At 39.7% G+C, this 15,540-nt stretch carries 20 protein-coding genes; 14 read left to right on the top strand and 6 right to left on the bottom strand.

What is annotated here, in order from left to right:
- Positions 1-334 precede the first annotated feature (334 nt).
- Positions 335-1,225, top strand: a complete 891-nt coding sequence (locus AM305_RS01755) for a transcriptional regulator GcvA (protein ID WP_005822609.1) — start codon at positions 335-337, stop codon at positions 1,223-1,225.
- Positions 1,226-1,239: 14 nt separating this feature from the next.
- Complete coding sequence (gene yjjG / locus AM305_RS01760; RefSeq protein WP_005822611.1) at positions 1,240-1,914, top strand: pyrimidine 5'-nucleotidase; 675 nt, start codon at positions 1,240-1,242, stop codon at positions 1,912-1,914.
- Between the two features lie 47 nt (positions 1,915-1,961).
- On the opposite strand, the gene rplI is transcribed toward yjjG, so the two are convergent.
- The 6 genes from rplI to AM305_RS01790 all read right to left on the bottom strand — a co-directional run bounded on the left by rplI (position 1,962) and on the right by AM305_RS01790 (position 5,570).
- Positions 1,962-2,411, bottom strand: coding sequence for a 50S ribosomal protein L9 (gene rplI / locus AM305_RS01765; protein WP_005821184.1), 450 nt, complete (start codon positions 2,409-2,411; stop codon positions 1,962-1,964).
- 18 nt (positions 2,412-2,429) lie between these two features.
- On the bottom strand, positions 2,430-2,657 hold the full coding sequence (rpsR, locus tag AM305_RS01770; protein ID WP_005705387.1) for a 30S ribosomal protein S18: 228 nt from the start codon (positions 2,655-2,657) through the stop codon (positions 2,430-2,432).
- Entirely contained in the window at positions 2,632-2,979 is a 348-nt protein-coding gene (priB, locus tag AM305_RS01775) for a primosomal replication protein N (RefSeq protein WP_005821182.1), read from the bottom strand. Before priB ends, rpsR begins: the two co-directional genes overlap by 26 nt.
- A 2-nt stretch (positions 2,980-2,981) precedes the next feature.
- Positions 2,982-3,350, bottom strand: coding sequence for a 30S ribosomal protein S6 (rpsF, locus tag AM305_RS01780; RefSeq protein ID WP_005822613.1), 369 nt, complete (start codon positions 3,348-3,350; stop codon positions 2,982-2,984).
- A gap of 117 nt (positions 3,351-3,467) precedes the next feature.
- On the bottom strand, positions 3,468-4,178 hold the full coding sequence (locus AM305_RS01785) for a tetratricopeptide repeat protein (protein ID WP_005822614.1): 711 nt from the start codon (positions 4,176-4,178) through the stop codon (positions 3,468-3,470).
- Positions 4,179-4,280: 102 nt separating this feature from the next.
- A complete protein-coding gene (locus AM305_RS01790; protein WP_005822616.1) occupies positions 4,281-5,570 on the bottom strand; it encodes a prolyl oligopeptidase family serine peptidase in 1,290 nt (429 codons plus the stop codon).
- 135 nt (positions 5,571-5,705) lie between these two features.
- On the opposite strand from AM305_RS01790, the gene purD reads away from it, so the two are divergent.
- From purD to AM305_RS01850, 12 genes are all read left to right on the top strand, one after another.
- Complete coding sequence (gene purD, locus AM305_RS01795) at positions 5,706-6,998, top strand: phosphoribosylamine--glycine ligase (protein ID WP_005822617.1); 1,293 nt, start codon at positions 5,706-5,708, stop codon at positions 6,996-6,998.
- 103 nt (positions 6,999-7,101) lie between these two features.
- Positions 7,102-7,431, top strand: a complete 330-nt coding sequence (locus tag AM305_RS01800; protein ID WP_005821176.1) for a YbaB/EbfC family nucleoid-associated protein — start codon at positions 7,102-7,104, stop codon at positions 7,429-7,431.
- A gap of 51 nt (positions 7,432-7,482) precedes the next feature.
- Positions 7,483-8,088, top strand: a complete 606-nt coding sequence (gene recR, locus AM305_RS01805) for a recombination mediator RecR (RefSeq protein WP_005821174.1) — start codon at positions 7,483-7,485, stop codon at positions 8,086-8,088.
- Positions 8,089-8,165: 77 nt separating this feature from the next.
- Positions 8,166-8,492 (top strand): Grx4 family monothiol glutaredoxin, encoded by a 327-nt coding sequence (gene grxD / locus AM305_RS01810; RefSeq protein WP_005822619.1) that lies wholly within the window; start codon positions 8,166-8,168, stop codon positions 8,490-8,492.
- Between the two features lie 138 nt (positions 8,493-8,630).
- Complete coding sequence (locus tag AM305_RS01815) at positions 8,631-9,683, top strand: branched-chain amino acid aminotransferase (RefSeq protein ID WP_294088528.1); 1,053 nt, start codon at positions 8,631-8,633, stop codon at positions 9,681-9,683.
- 75 nt (positions 9,684-9,758) lie between these two features.
- Entirely contained in the window at positions 9,759-10,103 is a 345-nt protein-coding gene (locus tag AM305_RS01820) for a RidA family protein (RefSeq protein ID WP_005822621.1), read from the top strand.
- A 200-nt stretch (positions 10,104-10,303) separates the two neighbouring features.
- A complete protein-coding gene (locus AM305_RS01825) occupies positions 10,304-11,308 on the top strand; it encodes an ornithine carbamoyltransferase (RefSeq protein ID WP_005822623.1) in 1,005 nt (334 codons plus the stop codon).
- Between the two features lie 53 nt (positions 11,309-11,361).
- Positions 11,362-12,306, top strand: a complete 945-nt coding sequence (gene arcC / locus AM305_RS01830) for a carbamate kinase (protein ID WP_005822624.1) — start codon at positions 11,362-11,364, stop codon at positions 12,304-12,306.
- A 103-nt stretch (positions 12,307-12,409) separates the two neighbouring features.
- On the top strand, positions 12,410-12,847 hold the full coding sequence (rimI, locus tag AM305_RS01835; protein ID WP_005822625.1) for a ribosomal protein S18-alanine N-acetyltransferase: 438 nt from the start codon (positions 12,410-12,412) through the stop codon (positions 12,845-12,847).
- Between the two features lie 27 nt (positions 12,848-12,874).
- Positions 12,875-13,765, top strand: coding sequence for a homocysteine S-methyltransferase family protein (locus AM305_RS01840; protein WP_005822626.1), 891 nt, complete (start codon positions 12,875-12,877; stop codon positions 13,763-13,765).
- A gap of 9 nt (positions 13,766-13,774) precedes the next feature.
- On the top strand, positions 13,775-15,190 hold the full coding sequence (locus AM305_RS01845) for a basic amino acid/polyamine antiporter (RefSeq protein WP_005822628.1): 1,416 nt from the start codon (positions 13,775-13,777) through the stop codon (positions 15,188-15,190).
- Between the two features lie 9 nt (positions 15,191-15,199).
- Positions 15,200-15,409, top strand: coding sequence for a YcfL family putative periplasmic lipoprotein (locus AM305_RS01850; protein WP_272941015.1), 210 nt, complete (start codon positions 15,200-15,202; stop codon positions 15,407-15,409).
- Positions 15,410-15,540 lie beyond the last annotated feature (131 nt).

Raw genomic sequence — 15,540 nt, forward strand, 5'->3', positions numbered from 1 at the left:
GCGGTACAATAGATTAGTTTTTTTAAGGATAAAAAAAGCCCCTCAAAAGGAGGGGCATAAAACCAAAAGGGTTTAAAATATACAGGAAGTGAAATGAGTAATAAATGAATTATTACTCCTGTCTAGTTTCCTAGACCAATATGCAAACACAACATCATACTTAAAATTAAGAAATAGCTACCGGTTAGAACCAATGCACTATCACTATCCATCCTAAGTACGGTGCGAATTATAGGGATCTAACACAAAAATGCAAACGAGAAATTTTAATTCAGATTATCAAAAAAAATAATGTTATAAATCTTCATCTTTACTGAACCTAAGAAATAATGCTATGAATAAAAAACTACCTCCACTAAATGCACTCAAAGCGTTTGAATCCGCCGCTCGCCACTTAAATTTTACGAAAGCTGCAGATGATTTATTTGTAACCCAAGCTGCCGTAAGTCATCAAATTAAATTACTCGAAGACTTTTTAGGCATTAAATTATTTCATCGTAAAAATCGCTTACTTGAGCTTACTGAAACCGGTTTGCAATATTTTGAAGAAATTAAACCGCTTTTAGACAAAATTGCTTCAGCAACTGAAAAAGTGAAATTAAAAGCAAGTCGTCAAATTCTTTCAATCAGTACAACGCCTTCATTTGGTATGCATTGGCTTGTGCCTCGTTTAAACGATTTCCATCAACGTTTTCCTGATATTGAAGTGCGTTTAACGACTATGCCACAAGATGAAGGACTTTTTGGAAAAGACACAGACGTAGCGATCTATTATGGCAACGGCAATTGGAACAACCTAGAAGCTATTGAGCTGGTGAAAGCGCGTATTATGTTGTTAGCTTCACCTGATTATTTAAAAGAAAATCCAATCACGGAACCTAAAGATTTAGCCGGTAAAAACCTAATCCATGTTTGTTCTTATACGAAATGGAACCAAATGGTTGATCACTTAAATTTAGGGAATGTGAATACTGAAATTGGCCCGATGTTTAGTACAACCTCAATGGGGATCCAAGCTGCAAAACATGGGCAAGGAGTTGTGGTTGCTAACCGAATGTTAGCCCAAGACGAAATTGAAGCTGGTACGGTTATAGAGCCATTCTCAACAGATGTTTATGACGAAAAAGCCTTCTATGTCGTTTATCCACCGCAAATGGCTCAAAGCGAAAAAGTAAAACATTTTGTAAACTGGATTACCGAAGAAATTAAAAACAGCTATAAATAATAAGGATTACGAGCATGCGCTATAACTGGGTTTTATTTGATGCCGATGAAACACTTTTTTCATTCAATTCTTACCTTGGTTTAACCTCTATGCTAAAACGCTATGGCATAGACTTTACACCAGAGGATTATGAAGCATTTCAAGCGGTCAATAAATTACTTTGGGTTGCTTATCAGAATAATGAAATTACCGCCAACGATATTCAAATGCGCCGCTTTGCAAAACTATCGGCTCAAATTGGAGTAAATCAGTTACAACTTAATCAAGAATTAATGGCAGAAATGGCAAAAGTGAGCCTGCCTCTAGATGGCGTGATGGAAATGTTAGATGCCTTGTATGGCAAAGTAAAAATGGGCATTATCACAAATGGTTTTACCGAGCTTCAAGAAAGTCGTTTGAACAATACGCAAACTAAAAAATTCTTCGAAATGGTCGTGGTTTCAGAACAAATCGGCGTTGCTAAACCGGATCGCAAAGTCTTTGATTATGCCTTCTCATTGATGGACAATTTAGATAAAACCAAAATTTTAATGGTTGGAGACACTTTGGCTTCAGATATTCTTGGTGGATATAATGCCGGTATCGATACCTGTTGGTTTAATCATACCAAACAAACGAACGAGACGGAAATTCACCCTACCTATGAGATTACCCATATCCGAGAATTAATTGATATTGTGAGTGGTTAAAAACAAAAAACCCAGCAAAAGCTGGGTTTTTTAGAATAAAATCTATATTATTCAGTAACAACGTTTACAGTAATTACTGCATTCACTTCTGGGTGTAAGTGAACTTTAACAGCGTGTTCGCCAGTTGTACGAAGTGGACCTTCACCTAAACGAACTTCTGATTTCGCTAATTCAACGCCTGCTGCAGTTACTGCATCAGCGATGTCTTTCGCACTGATAGAACCGAATAAACGACCATCATCACCTGCTGTTGCAGTTACTGATACCGCTGCAATTTCAGCAATTTTCGCTGCACGAGCTTGTGCTGCTGATAATGCTGCTGCTGCTTTCGCTTCTAATTCTGCACGACGAGCTTCGAAGTGAGCGATGTTTGCTGCTGTTGCCATAACTGCTTTACCTTGTGGGATTAAGAAGTTACGTGCAAAACCTGATTTAACTGTTACTTGGTCGCCCACAGAACCTAAGTGAGCAACTTTATCTAATAAAATAACTTGCATTGTACTCGACCTCTCTAATTACTGATGGTTGTCAGTGTATGGAAGTAACGCAAGGTAGCGAGCGCGTTTGATCGCACGAGCTAATTGACGTTGATACTTCGCACGAGTACCAGTGATACGGCTAGGAACAATCTTGCCGTTTTCAGAAATGTAGTTCTTTAATGTAGCGATATCTTTGTAATCGATTTCAACAACATTTTCCGCTGTGAAACGGCAGAACTTACGACGACGGAAATAACGTGCCATTTGGCTTCTCCTGATCTATAAATTCAATTCGTTCGGCATGTAAGACTAATTGGTTTAAACCATTATAATCTTTGTGTGAATGTAGAAAACCTTCTACACTAACTTGTTTGCCGAGATTTATTTGTTGGGTTATTAAACTAAATTGATTACCGTTTAAGACAACTTGAATCTTGCACCATACTCGGCGTTCTAAACCTGCTTCGATTTGTTTAGATTGATGCTCTAACCAAAACGAGCTATTTAAAATACCCAAAGGGCTTCGATTTTGTTTTAAGGCACTAACAATTTGCCCTGTTAATTTTAAACGATTTTCAATCGGCAAAATTATTCGCCTGCTTCTTCCACTTCAACTACGATGTCTGAAGCTTTGCTTTCTTTTGCTTTCACCATTGGTGATGCTTCAGTAACTGCAGCTTTAGTGTGAACGATTAAGTTACGAAGAACTGCATCGTTATAACGGAAGTTAGTTTCTAACTCATCGATTACACTTTGAGGTGCTTCTACATTCATTAACACATAGTGTGCTTTGTGAAGTTTGTTGATTGGGTATGCTAATTGACGGCGACCCCAATCTTCTAAGCGATGAATTTGACCGCCAGCATCTTTAATTGATGCAGTATAACGTTCAATCATTGCTGGTACTTGTTCGCTTTGGTCTGGATGAACCATAAAAACGATTTCGTAGTGACGCATTGTTGATCCTTACGGGTTTAACAGCCTCCAACTTTAGCCAGTCACCAACTTGTGGAAGCAAGGATTAAAAAACAGATGTGACTGAACGAGCGAATTATACAGAGTTATAAAATTTAATCAATATGATTTTGTGGTTAAATCTGCTAATTTTTCTTTCGCTTCTTGACTACCGGCTTTTATCGCAAGCGTATACCATTTTTGCGCTTCCGATAGATTTTTTTCTACCGATAAACCTAACGCATAAATATCGCCTAATGCTAAAAAGCTCGGCGCGGTAATATGATCAACCCTTTTCTCATGTTTTAAATAAAGAGAAATGGCTTTTTGGTAATCACGCGTAACACCTAATCCTTGTTCATATAATTTAGCTAAGTGATATTGTGCTGTCGTATCATTATTATCATCGCCTTTTTGGAAAAAGGTGGCTGCTTTTGCATAATCTTGTGCTACGCCAAGCCCTCGCTCATAAATGATGCCTAAATAGCGTGCGGCTTTCATTTCACCAGCAGCATCTGCGTCTTGAAAAAGTTTAAATGCTTTTTTGTAATCATAAGCAACGGCATAGCCATTAAGATATAGGATAGCTAAGTTCATTTTTGCTCTTGAATTCCCTTGTTCAGCGGCTTTGTTTGTCCATTCAAAGGCTTTTTGGTAATCCACTTTTTGTTCGTAGTTCCCGTTTAGGTAGGCTTCACCTAGTCTGGCTTGGGCTTCAATATTCCCTTGTGCAGATAACTGCTGTATTTCCTCAAATGTCATTTTTTGCGGCGGTGAAGCAAGGGTAAATGTCGAGAATACAAGCGGTAGAATAAGACTAAATTTTTTCATATTTTTTTGATAAATATAGCAAATGTATATACCTTAAATTTTATAAAAAATGTGGAGGCTCGCTACGAGCCCCAAACGTTCTACAAAGGTATGATTATGTAATTATTTATGTTGAGCAAATAACCATTCTCGGATTGGCTCAATGCTATAAGCAATGCGCCATGTGTTACGATGTCCGCTTGCACCTGCACGAGAATCCGTTTCACGGAATACGCTGTCTTTTACAAATACGGTGTAGTTGATTTGACTTTTCTCCGCCATAATATCATCATAAGCAAAGCGGTATTGATCCGCATTCCATGTCCCATTCCAAACCGCACGGCTCACTTTTGTACCCAATTTTTCTAAGGTTTCTGTAATACCATTAAAACTTGGGAAGGCACCGATATCATCTTCTGAAGCCATAAACCAAATTTTATTTTTTGCCATTGGTGCGACTAAATCTGCGCCCCATTTTCCTGCAACAAGGTAGCTTGCCGCAAAGAAATCAGGGTATTTAATATTCATTGCCGTTGCGGTCATACAGCCGCCGGATTGCCCTGTTACATATAAGCGATTTGGATCGATTTTATGTTCTTTTAACAGCTGTTGAATTAAATGAATGGTCGTCTCTAAGTATTTCGATGTACGCCAATCATCATCAGCTATAATTTCATCATATTGAGGTGCTAATACGTAGCACGGGCGTTTAGCTTGTTCTTGCGGATCAGCCCAAATCACAGCGCCTAATCCTTGGAATAAAGTCGCACGATCTTGTTCACTGGTTACACCTGCATCGTGCATAAACAAGACTAACGGTAATGGCTCATTTTTATTTTGGGGTTCAAAGAAATTGTATTTTAACGTTTTACCGGTTTCGCTATCTTGGAACGTAGCTTGTTTAAACTCATCAACAATCAAATTGTTTATCGCTGTTGTTTCTAACGATTTTCCATCTACGCTAATAGAAGCCGTTGCCTCTTTAAAGCGGATGGTTTTACTCATTTTTTGACCTGCCACCCAATTTGGCTTGCCGTTTTTGATTTTGTTTTCTTGTTTTGGAGTGTCAGGCGCAATCACATCTTCTTGTAAAGATGTATTACTGTCTGCTGGCGATAGTGCCACAATCAAAAATTTCCCATTCTCTGCTTCAACCAAATCTGCAGCTTGACTTACAAATACACGTTCAACTGTTCGCCCTTTGACCGTAAAATCTTTTGCAGAAAAATGATCTTTTTCAACCGCTTGTTCAAATTCAAGCCCAATAGCGACAAGCTGAACGCCATCGCCAAATACCTGAGTAATTGCAGTCGCTTTGATTGGATAATTTGCTGCGCCCGCCATCACAAAGCGTGGCAAGCCTGCTGCTAAAGTTAATGTTGTTCCCATAACTAAAAATTCTCTACGTTTCATTCATCACCTACTTTTTATATAAAAATCTATACAATGGATTATAAATGACTTTATTTTTGAATAATAGTTCAGAAATTTTTAATCTTCGGGTAGAATAGCGCAATCGTTTGCTTTTTAAATTTATAGGAAATGTTAATGAATATTTTAATTATTGGTAACGGTGGTCGTGAACATGCTCTTGCGTGGAAAGTGCGCCAATCTCTATTAGCTAGCAAAGTTTTTGTTGCGCCGGGTAATGCAGGAACTGCGCTTGAAGAAGGGATTGAAAATGTGGCTATTTCGGCAACAGACGTACCGGCGTTAGTCAAATTTGCCCAGCAAAATGCGATTGAGCTGACTATTGTCGGGCCTGAAGCCCCGTTAGTTGTTGGAGTTGTCGATGCTTTCCGCGCAGCTGGTTTAAAAATTTTTGGTCCAACACAAGCAGCAGCGCAATTAGAAGGTTCAAAAGCCTTTACTAAAGATTTCTTGGCTCGTCACAACATTCCTACCGCTGAATATCAGAACTTTACAGAGGTTGAGCCAGCACTTGCCTATTTACGCCAAAAAGGTGCACCTATTGTAATTAAAGCTGATGGCTTAGCCGCAGGAAAAGGGGTAATTGTGGCAATGACCTTGCAAGAAGCGGAAGATGCAGTCAAAGATATGCTCTCCGGTAATGCCTTTGGCGAAGCGGGAAGCCGTGTGGTCATTGAAGAGTTTTTAGATGGCGAAGAAGCCAGCTTTATTGTGATGGTTGATGGTAAGAATGTCGAACCAATGGCAACCAGTCAAGACCATAAACGTGTTGGAGAAGGCGATAAAGGCTTAAATACCGGTGGTATGGGCGCTTACTCGCCTGCACCAGTGGTCACTGCAGATATTCATCAACGTGTGATGGAAGAAATTATTTACCCAACCGTACGAGGTATGGCGAGCGAAAATAATGAATATACGGGTTTCCTTTATGCAGGTTTAATGATTATGCCGAATGGACAACCGAAAGTGATTGAATTTAACTGTCGTTTTGGCGATCCTGAAACTCAGCCGATTATGTTGCGTTTAGAGTCAGATTTAGTAGAACTTTGCCTCAAAGCCTGCGAGGGCAAGTTGGATGAAATCCAGTCAAAATGGTGTGAGCAAGCCGCTTTAGGCATCGTGTTAGCTGCTGAGGGCTATCCTGCTGATTATCGTAAAGGCGATGAAATTACAGGGCTTCCAACAGAAAATCGTGCTGATGAAAAAGTCTTCCTTGCTGGCGTAGAGCAAAAAGAAGGTAAATTGGTAACGAATGGTGGACGAGTACTCTGTGCTACTGCATTAGGCGCAACAGTTTTTGAGGCGCAGCAAAAAGCATTAAAATTGGCAGAGCAAATTCAATGGCAAGGACGTTTTTATCGCCGAGACATTGGCTACCGCGCTGTGGCGCGTGAGCAAAGTGGGCGTTAATTAAATTGCAAAAAATTGGGCAAATTTAACCGCTTGCCTAAAGTTAGACGGTTCAGTAAAATGAGCCGTTTATTTTTTATCGCTAATTCAATGAGGATACATTATGTTTGGAAAAGGTGGCTTAGGCGGCTTAATGAAGCAAGCTCAACAAATGCAAGAAAAAATGCAAAAAATGCAAGAAGAGATTGCTCAATTAGAAGTAACAGGCGAATCAGGCGCAGGTTTAGTGAAAGTAACTATCAATGGGGCGCACAACTGTCGCCGCATCGAAATCGATCCCTCTTTAATGGAAGATGATAAAGAGATGGTAGAAGATTTAGTAGCAGCGGCATTTAATGATGCAGTTCGCCGTGCAGAAGAGTTGCAAAAAGAAAAAATGGCAAGTGTAACGGCAGGTTTAAATCTTCCTGCTGGTATGAAATTCCCTTTCTAATTTAGATAACGGACGCCAAAAGCGTCCTTATTTTCTTTTATCTTTGAATATATGCAAAGTAGTCCTTTACTCGAAAACTTAATGGAAGCCTTACGAGCATTACCGGGCGTTGGTCCGAAATCAGCACAACGTATGGCATACCATCTTTTACAGCGTAATCGTTCAGGTGGCGTTAATTTATCAAAGGCATTAAATGAGGCAATGACACATATCGGACATTGTCAATCTTGTCGCACATTCACAGAAGAGGAGGAATGCAATATTTGTCGCAATCCTCGCCGTCAAATGAGTGGGCAACTTTGTGTGGTTGAAATGCCTGAAGATATTCAGGCGATTGAGCAAACAGGGCAATTTTCAGGGCGCTATTTTGTGTTAATGGGGCATTTATCACCGATTGATGGTGTTGGTCCACGTGAAATCGGCTTGGATTTACTCCAGCAACGTTTAGAAAATGAGTCTTTTCATGAAGTCATTTTAGCGACTAACCCGACTATTGAAGGCGATGCTACCGCAAACTATATTGCTGAAATTTGTCGTATCTATAATGTAAAAGCAACCCGTATTGCGCACGGAGTACCCGTTGGGGGTTCTTTAGAAACCGTGGACGGCACAACCCTTTCTCACTCCTTTGCCGGACGGCGAGATATTGATCTGTAACATTATTTTTTAATCATTGGATAAATCTGATATAATTACTCAACTATTTATTAATCCTTTACTCTCTAGAGGTCATTATGGAAACTATTGATAAAATCAAAAAACAAATTAGCGAAAACCCAATTCTTCTTTATATGAAAGGTTCGCCAAAATTCCCTTCTTGCGGTTTCTCTGCTCGTGCAGTAGAAGCGGTAATTAACTGCCAAGTGCCGTTTGGTTATGTTGATATTTTAGCAAATCCGGATATTCGTGCTGAATTGCCAAAATTTGCTAACTGGCCAACTTTCCCACAATTATGGGTAGAAGGCGAGTTAATCGGTGGCTGTGATATCATGTTAGAAATGGCGCAAAAAGGCGAATTACAAGCACTTTTAAAAGAAGTTGCTGCTCGTCATCCGGCTTAAATCAAATCTAACCCCAAGTAATACTTGGGGTTTTCTGCTTAATAAGCGGTCATATTTAGAAAATTTTTTACAAATTTCCATTTCTCCCCTACATTCCGCCGCTTTTTTGGCTTAAAATGCCAAAATTCATTGACAACAATAAAGGACACAACAATGGCTTTAAAAGATTTAGATTGGGCAAATTTAGGCTTCTCATATATTAAAACAGATTATCGTTTCATTGCACGTTGGAAAGACGGCAAATGGGACGAAGGCGAATTAACCACTGACAATACGCTACACATTCACGAAGGTTCAACAGCATTACATTATGGTCAGCAGTGCTTCGAAGGTTTAAAAGCATACCGTTGTAAAGATGGTTCGATTAATTTATTCCGTCCTTATGAGAATGCAAAACGTATGGCTCGTACTGCTGAACGTTTATTAATGGCAAAAGTGCCTGAAGAATTATTCGTTCGAGCTTGTAAAGAAGTGGTAAAAGCAAACCAAGATTGGCTTGGTCCTTACGGTTCAGGTGCGACCCTTTACTTACGTCCGTTTTTAATTGGTGTTGGCGAAAATATCGGCGTAAAACCTGCGCCAGAGTATATTTTCTCAGTCTTCTGTTGCCCAGTAGGAGCTTATTTTAAAGGCGGTTTAGCGCCGTCAAACTTCATTACCACACAATATGACCGCGCTGCGCCAATGGGAACGGGTGGTGTAAAAGTAGGTGGTAACTATGCCGCAAGTTTATTACCTCACGAATTAGCGGCAGAAGAGGGTACGGCTACCCGTAAATTTGCTGATGCAATTTATTTAGATCCAAAAACACACACAAAAATTGAAGAAGTGGGTGCAGCAAACTTCTTTGGGATCACTAAAGATAATAAATTTATCACACCGGCATCAGAGTCTATTTTACCAAGTATCACGAAATACTCTTTATTACATATCGCCAAAGAACGCTTAGGTATGGAAACGATCGAAGGCGATGTTTATATCGATCAACTTGATCAATTTGCTGAAGCTGGTGCTTGTGGTACCGCAGCAGTGATTACGCCGGTTGGCGGTATTCAACATAACGGCAACTTCCACGTTTTCTATTCTGAAACAGAAGTAGGACCGGTAACTAAACGCTTATATGCGGAATTAACCGGTATTCAGTTTGGTGATGTTGAAGCACCTGAAGGCTGGATTGTGAAAGTCGAGTAATCTTATTTTAGGTACACAAGCGGTAATTTTTGCCAAAAAAATTACCGCTTTTTGTTATAGAAAAGGAAAAAACTAATGATTCAACGTATTGATGTGAGTAAACGTTTTTCGGAAGTGGCGGTACATAACGGTGTTGCTTATTTAGCTGGGCAAGTGCCAACTGATGCGAGCCAAGGCGCTTACCACCAAACTCAGCAAGTTTTAAGTGAAATCGATAAATTTTTAGCGAAAGCCGGCACAGATAAAAGCAAAATTCTGATGGCAACCGTTTATCTTGCCAATATGGGCGATTATGCGGAAATGAACCGAGCTTGGGATGAGTGGGTAGCAGAAAATAATGCACCGCCAAGAGCTGCTGTCGAGGCTCGTTTAGCGGATGTAAATTGGAAAGTTGAAATTGTTGTAACAGCAGCAGTTTAATCAATTACTGATTTTGGTAGTAGAGAGTTCCTACTCTTAAATAAATTTTCTCTTACTTATTGCTTTAAATAAATAATTATGCAATTATAATGCATAATTATTTAAATCAAATTTAATCTGGCGATTTTTAAATTGAGTGCAAACGTTTGCTTTGCTAAAATAGCCCGATTTTTTCACACACATCAAATAGGAGCAATATCATGGCGTTTAATCTAAAAAATAGACATTTACTCAGTTTAGTAAACCATACCGAACGTGAAATCCGATTTTTATTAGATCTTGCGGCAGATCTGAAAAAAGCAAAATATGCCGGCACAGAACAGCAACGCTTAAAAGGGAAAAATATTGCTCTGATTTTTGAAAAAACTTCAACACGTACTCGCTGTGCATTTGAAGTTGCGGCTTACGATCAAGGTGCACACGTGACTTATATTGACCCAACCTCTTCACAAATTGGACATAAAGAGTCAATGAAAGATACCGCTCGTGTGTTAGGTCGTATGTATGATGCCATTGAGTATCGTGGCTTTAAACAATCAGTCGTAAACGAATTAGCACAATATGCCGGTGTACCGGTATTCAACGGCTTAACCGATGAATTCCACCCAACGCAAATGTTGGCTGATGTTTTAACGATGATTGAAAATTGCGAAAAGCCGTTAAGTCAAATTAGCTATGTTTACATTGGCGATGCTCGCAATAATATGGGGAATTCTTTATTACTTATCGGTGCAAAATTAGGTATGGATGTTCGTATCTGCGCACCAAAAGCTCTTTTACCTGAAGATTCACTTGTGGAAATGTGTCAAAAATTTGCACAAGAATCCGGTGCAAGAATTACTGTAACAGAAGATATTGATACCGCCGTAAAAGACGTGGACTTTGTACACACCGATGTTTGGGTATCAATGGGCGAACCATTAGAGACATGGGGCGAGCGTATTGAGATGTTAATGCCTTACCAAGTTACACCTGAATTAATGAAGCGCACTGGTAATCCGAAAGTGAAATTTATGCACTGTTTACCGGCATTCCACAATAGTGAAACTAAAGTTGGTAAAGAAATTGCCGCAAAATATCCGGCGTTAGCAAATGGTATTGAGGTTACCGAAGATGTGTTTGAATCGCCGGCAAATGTGGCATTTGAACAAGCAGAAAACCGTATGCACACAATTAAAGCGGTTATGGTAGCAAGTTTAGCGTAATTGCGCTTCACTCCCTCTTCATAGAGGGAGTGAAAAAGAAAAAGGATAACATCATGAGAATTGTCGTAGCACTTGGCGGCAACGCCTTATTAAAACGTGGCGAACCAATGACCGCCCAAAATCAATCGGCTAATATCCGTTTAGCCGCAGAACAACTTGCAAAAATTAAACCCAATAATGAATTAGTAATCTCTCACGGTAATGGTCCTCAAGTTGGTTTATTAGCACTACAACACGCAGCTTATCACGCTGTGGATAATAAAATTGAGCCTTATCCCCTTGATGTGCTGGTTTCTCAAACGGTAGGTATGATCGGCTATATGTTACAACAGGAACTTACTAATCTTGTCCCTCAAACACCAACGATTACGGTGTTAAATCAAGTGCTTGTTGATCCGAACGATCCTGCTTTCCAAAAGCCAAGTAAGCCGATTGGTCAAGTTTACAGCAAAGAAGAAGCCGAAAAACTTGCAGCAGAAAAAGGTTGGACAGTAATGCCGGACGGTCAATACTATCGCCGTGCCGTACCAAGCCCATTACCACAAAGTGTCACCGGGATTGGCTCTGTTAAAGCACTTCTCGCAAATAACAATATCGTTATTTGCGGTGGAGGCGGTGGTATCCCAAGTTTCCGCAATGAAAAAGGCGAATTACAAGGCGTAGAAGCGGTTGTAGATAAAGATCTTTGTACTGCAGTAATTTCACAAAATCTTGAAGCAGATTTATTTGTGATCGCAACCGATGTGAAAGCTGCGTGTGTAAACTTCCAAAAAGAAGATCAAAAGGCCATTGCAAAAGCAAGCCCGGCAGCACTTGAAGCACTTGCTAGTGAATTCGCACCAGGATCAATGGGGCCAAAAGTGAAAGCGGTCATCAATTTCGTTAAAGCAACAGGTAAAGATGCAGTTATCGGCTCACTGTCTGATATTGAAGAAATTGTCAAAGGCAACGCAGGAACCCGTGTAACAAACAGTATTGACGGTGTAGAATTTTACTAATCTTACTCACATAGACAAGCGGTTGAATTGATTGTGTATTTTGCAAAATCCACTTAAAATTCAACCGCTTATTTTCTTTATGAGAGGTTTTATGTCTGAGCTATTGATTGAACCTGTTACTGAAACGGATTTTGAAACCCTTTTTACCATTGAACAAAAAGCACATCTCGTGCCGTGGTCAAAAGGCACCTTGCTTAATAACCAAGGCGAACGTTATCTTAATTTAAAATTAACTGAAAATGGGCAAATCGTTGCCTTTGCGATTTGCCAAACGGTACTAGATGAAGCTACACTTTTCAACATTGCTGTCACGCCTGAAAAACAAGGCAAAGGCTATGGCAAAAAGTTACTTGAGGCCTTAATTAACGCTTTACAAGACCAAAAGATCCTGACTTTATGGCTAGAAGTGAGAGAAAGTAATCAAACCGCCCAGCGCCTTTACCAATCTTTAGGGTTTAATGAAGTTACGGTGCGGAAAAACTACTATCCTTGCCCCAATGGGCAAAAAGAAAACGCCATTGTGATGGCACTTTATTTATAATTTTTTTATTTTTTATAGGAACACAATATGACAATCACAATTCTTGACGGTGGTATGAGCCGTGAACTTATGCGCCTTAATGCCCCTTTCCGCCAACCAGAATGGTCTGCTCTTTCTTTATATGAAAAACCAAGCGCAGTTCAACAGGTACACGAAAATTTTATTCAAAGTGGCGCAGAAATTATTACCACAAACAGCTATGCAGTGGTGCCTTTTCATATTGGCGATCAACGCTTTATTGCCGATGGAAAGATGCTTGCCGATTTAGCCGGTCGTTTAGCCAAACAAGCGGTCAAAAATAGTCAAAAAAATGTCAAAATCGCAGGCTCATTACCGCCTTTGTTTGGCTCATATCGCCCTGATCTTTTCCAAGCCGAGAAAGTGAAAGAAACCGCTCAACCACTGATTGATGGCTTAGCGCCTTATGTCGATTTTTGGTTATGCGAAACCCAAAGTGCCATCATTGAACCTCAATCGATCAAACCATTACTCCCTGATAATCGTCCATTATGGGTTTCATTTACTTTAACCGATGATGAACCTACGCCGGAACCACAATTACGTTCAGGTGAAAGTGTCAAAATGGCAGTCGAAAAGATGATTGAACTCGGTGTACAAGCCATTCTCTTTAATTGCTGCCAGCCTGAAGTCATTACCGAAGCATTAAATATTACCCGCCAAGCATTAGCGGCCCATCAAGCAACACATATTCAGATCGGTGCTTACGCAAATGCATTCGCTCCTCAACCGAAAGATGCTACGGCTAACGATGGTTTGGATGAGGTTCGCCCAGATCTTGATCCGCAAGCCTACCTCACTTGGGCGCAAAAATGGGTCGAAAGTGGTGCAAGCATTATTGGCGGCTGTTGTGGTATTGGACTTGAACATATTCAAGCATTATCAGAAAACCTCAAATAAGGGAAAGCTATGTCGAATAAAAAAATTGGATTAGTATCCCTTACTGCATTAGTACTTAGCTCAATGATCGGTTCAGGGATTTTTAGTTTACCGCAAAATATGGCTGCCGTAGCAGGTTCTGAGGCATTGCTTATCGGTTGGGCAATTACCGGCGTTGGCATAATCTTCCTTGGGCTTTCTTTTTTCTACATTTCTCGGTTAAAACCAGAATTAGACGGTGGCATTTATACTTATGCTCGAGAAGGCTTTGGTGACTTAATGGGCTTTATGTCTGCTTGGGGCTATTGGCTTTGTGCAACGATTGGTATTGTCGGTTATCTGGTGGTTGCTTTTGAAGGACTAGGTACTTTTACAGATAACGAAAATACAATCATTTTTGGGCAAGGAAATACGCTCGCTTCTTTTATTGGCTCCTCTATCATCGTTTGGCTCGTTCATATTTTGATTGCCAATGGTGTTAAAGAGGCAGCCTCCGTTAATCTTATCGCTACCTTTGTTAAAGTTTTCCCACTTATTTTGTTTATTGGGCTTGCGATTTGGTATTTCTCGCCAGTAACATTTAGCCAAGACATTAAGGCAACGGCTTTAAATAACAGTGTTTCTGATCAAGTAAAAAATACTATGCTCATCACGCTCTGGGTATTTACGGGCGTAGAAGGCGCTTCTGTTCTTTCTGCTCACGCAAAGAAAAAAAGTGATGTAGGTTTAGCAACCGTATTAGGGATTATCATTGCTTTAGTGCTATATGTTGCCATTACCGTACTTGCTCTTGGTATTTTACCAAGAGAAGTGATTGCAGAAATGTCTAACCCTTCTATGGCAGGATTACTTGAACAAATGATGGGAGCAAGCGGTAAAATTATCATTACGTTTTGCTTAATTGTTTCGGTACTAGCCTCTTACATCAGCTGGACAATGTACTGCTCTGAGGTTCCTTATCGAGGCGCAAAAAATGGGGCTTTTCCTAAAATTTTAGATAAGCTCAATGAAAATGATGTTGCTATCAACTCACTATGGTTTACAGGTGCAGTTGTACAATTTTGCTTATTCTTAGTCTTAATGACAGGCAAAAGCTACGAAACACTATTATTAATTTCGACCTCAATGATCCTCGTACCTTATTTATTGATTGGCGCTTATTTACTTAAACTGTCTATTCAACAAAATGCGGCTTGGCATATTAAACTAACAGGGCTCATTGCAACGCTTTATGGCATTTGGATCTTATATGCGGCAGGTTTAGATTATCTGTTACTCTCTGTGATTTTATACCTTCCGGGCATCGGTTTATTCCTTTATTCACGCTATCAGTTTAATGGGAAGAAATTTAACCTAACCCAATGGGAAAAAGGACTACTTCTTATTATCTGCCTGCTCTTTATATGGGCGGTTTATCACAGTCTAACCAATATGGATTGGAGCTAAAAAGCAAGGTTGCTCATCGTAAAGAACATAAGCCAACATTCGCTACAAATGGTATATAAGCTCTTTTGGTATGATAAGTTAGGCGTATCGCAATCTAATGATATCGAAGAGCTAGGAAAAAACTGGCAATCGCTTTGGTTAAATACGCAAGAAAAACAGATTATTCTACTGGTAAAGCCAACGGAAGAAAGTGAGAATTATCGGGTTTATGTTAAGTGAGTGTTTTCCATCTATTCTTTTATAGCGTTAAGTCGTTACTGGTTTATAGCGTTCAAAATAGCGAGACTATTTAATTTAAAGGGTTAAGCTCTATATTACCTGAGACTTAACCTTTTTTATTTCTAAAAAAA

The organism is Actinobacillus minor NM305 (genome assembly GCF_000175195.1).
In the GTDB taxonomy this organism is placed as follows: Bacteria; Pseudomonadota; Gammaproteobacteria; order Enterobacterales; family Pasteurellaceae; genus Haemophilus_A; species Haemophilus_A minor.

Coding starts and splice junctions, on each gene's coding strand:
- AM305_RS01755 (WP_005822609.1), top strand. CDS start 335: ATGAATAAAAAACTACCTCCACTAAATGCACTCAAAGCGTTTGAATCC.
- yjjG (WP_005822611.1), top strand. CDS start 1,240: ATGCGCTATAACTGGGTTTTATTTGATGCCGATGAAACACTTTTTTCA.
- rplI (WP_005821184.1), bottom strand. CDS start 2,411: ATGCAAGTTATTTTATTAGATAAAGTTGCTCACTTAGGTTCTGTGGGC.
- rpsR (WP_005705387.1), bottom strand. CDS start 2,657: ATGGCACGTTATTTCCGTCGTCGTAAGTTCTGCCGTTTCACAGCGGAA.
- rpsF (WP_005822613.1), bottom strand. CDS start 3,350: ATGCGTCACTACGAAATCGTTTTTATGGTTCATCCAGACCAAAGCGAA.
- AM305_RS01785 (WP_005822614.1), bottom strand. CDS start 4,178: ATGAAAAAATTTAGTCTTATTCTACCGCTTGTATTCTCGACATTTACC.
- AM305_RS01790 (WP_005822616.1), bottom strand. CDS start 5,570: ATGAAACGTAGAGAATTTTTAGTTATGGGAACAACATTAACTTTAGCA.
- purD (WP_005822617.1), top strand. CDS start 5,706: ATGAATATTTTAATTATTGGTAACGGTGGTCGTGAACATGCTCTTGCG.
- AM305_RS01800 (WP_005821176.1), top strand. CDS start 7,102: ATGTTTGGAAAAGGTGGCTTAGGCGGCTTAATGAAGCAAGCTCAACAA.
- recR (WP_005821174.1), top strand. CDS start 7,483: ATGCAAAGTAGTCCTTTACTCGAAAACTTAATGGAAGCCTTACGAGCA.
- grxD (WP_005822619.1), top strand. CDS start 8,166: ATGGAAACTATTGATAAAATCAAAAAACAAATTAGCGAAAACCCAATT.
- AM305_RS01820 (WP_005822621.1), top strand. CDS start 9,759: ATGATTCAACGTATTGATGTGAGTAAACGTTTTTCGGAAGTGGCGGTA.
- AM305_RS01825 (WP_005822623.1), top strand. CDS start 10,304: ATGGCGTTTAATCTAAAAAATAGACATTTACTCAGTTTAGTAAACCAT.
- arcC (WP_005822624.1), top strand. CDS start 11,362: ATGAGAATTGTCGTAGCACTTGGCGGCAACGCCTTATTAAAACGTGGC.
- AM305_RS01840 (WP_005822626.1), top strand. CDS start 12,875: ATGACAATCACAATTCTTGACGGTGGTATGAGCCGTGAACTTATGCGC.
- AM305_RS01845 (WP_005822628.1), top strand. CDS start 13,775: ATGTCGAATAAAAAAATTGGATTAGTATCCCTTACTGCATTAGTACTT.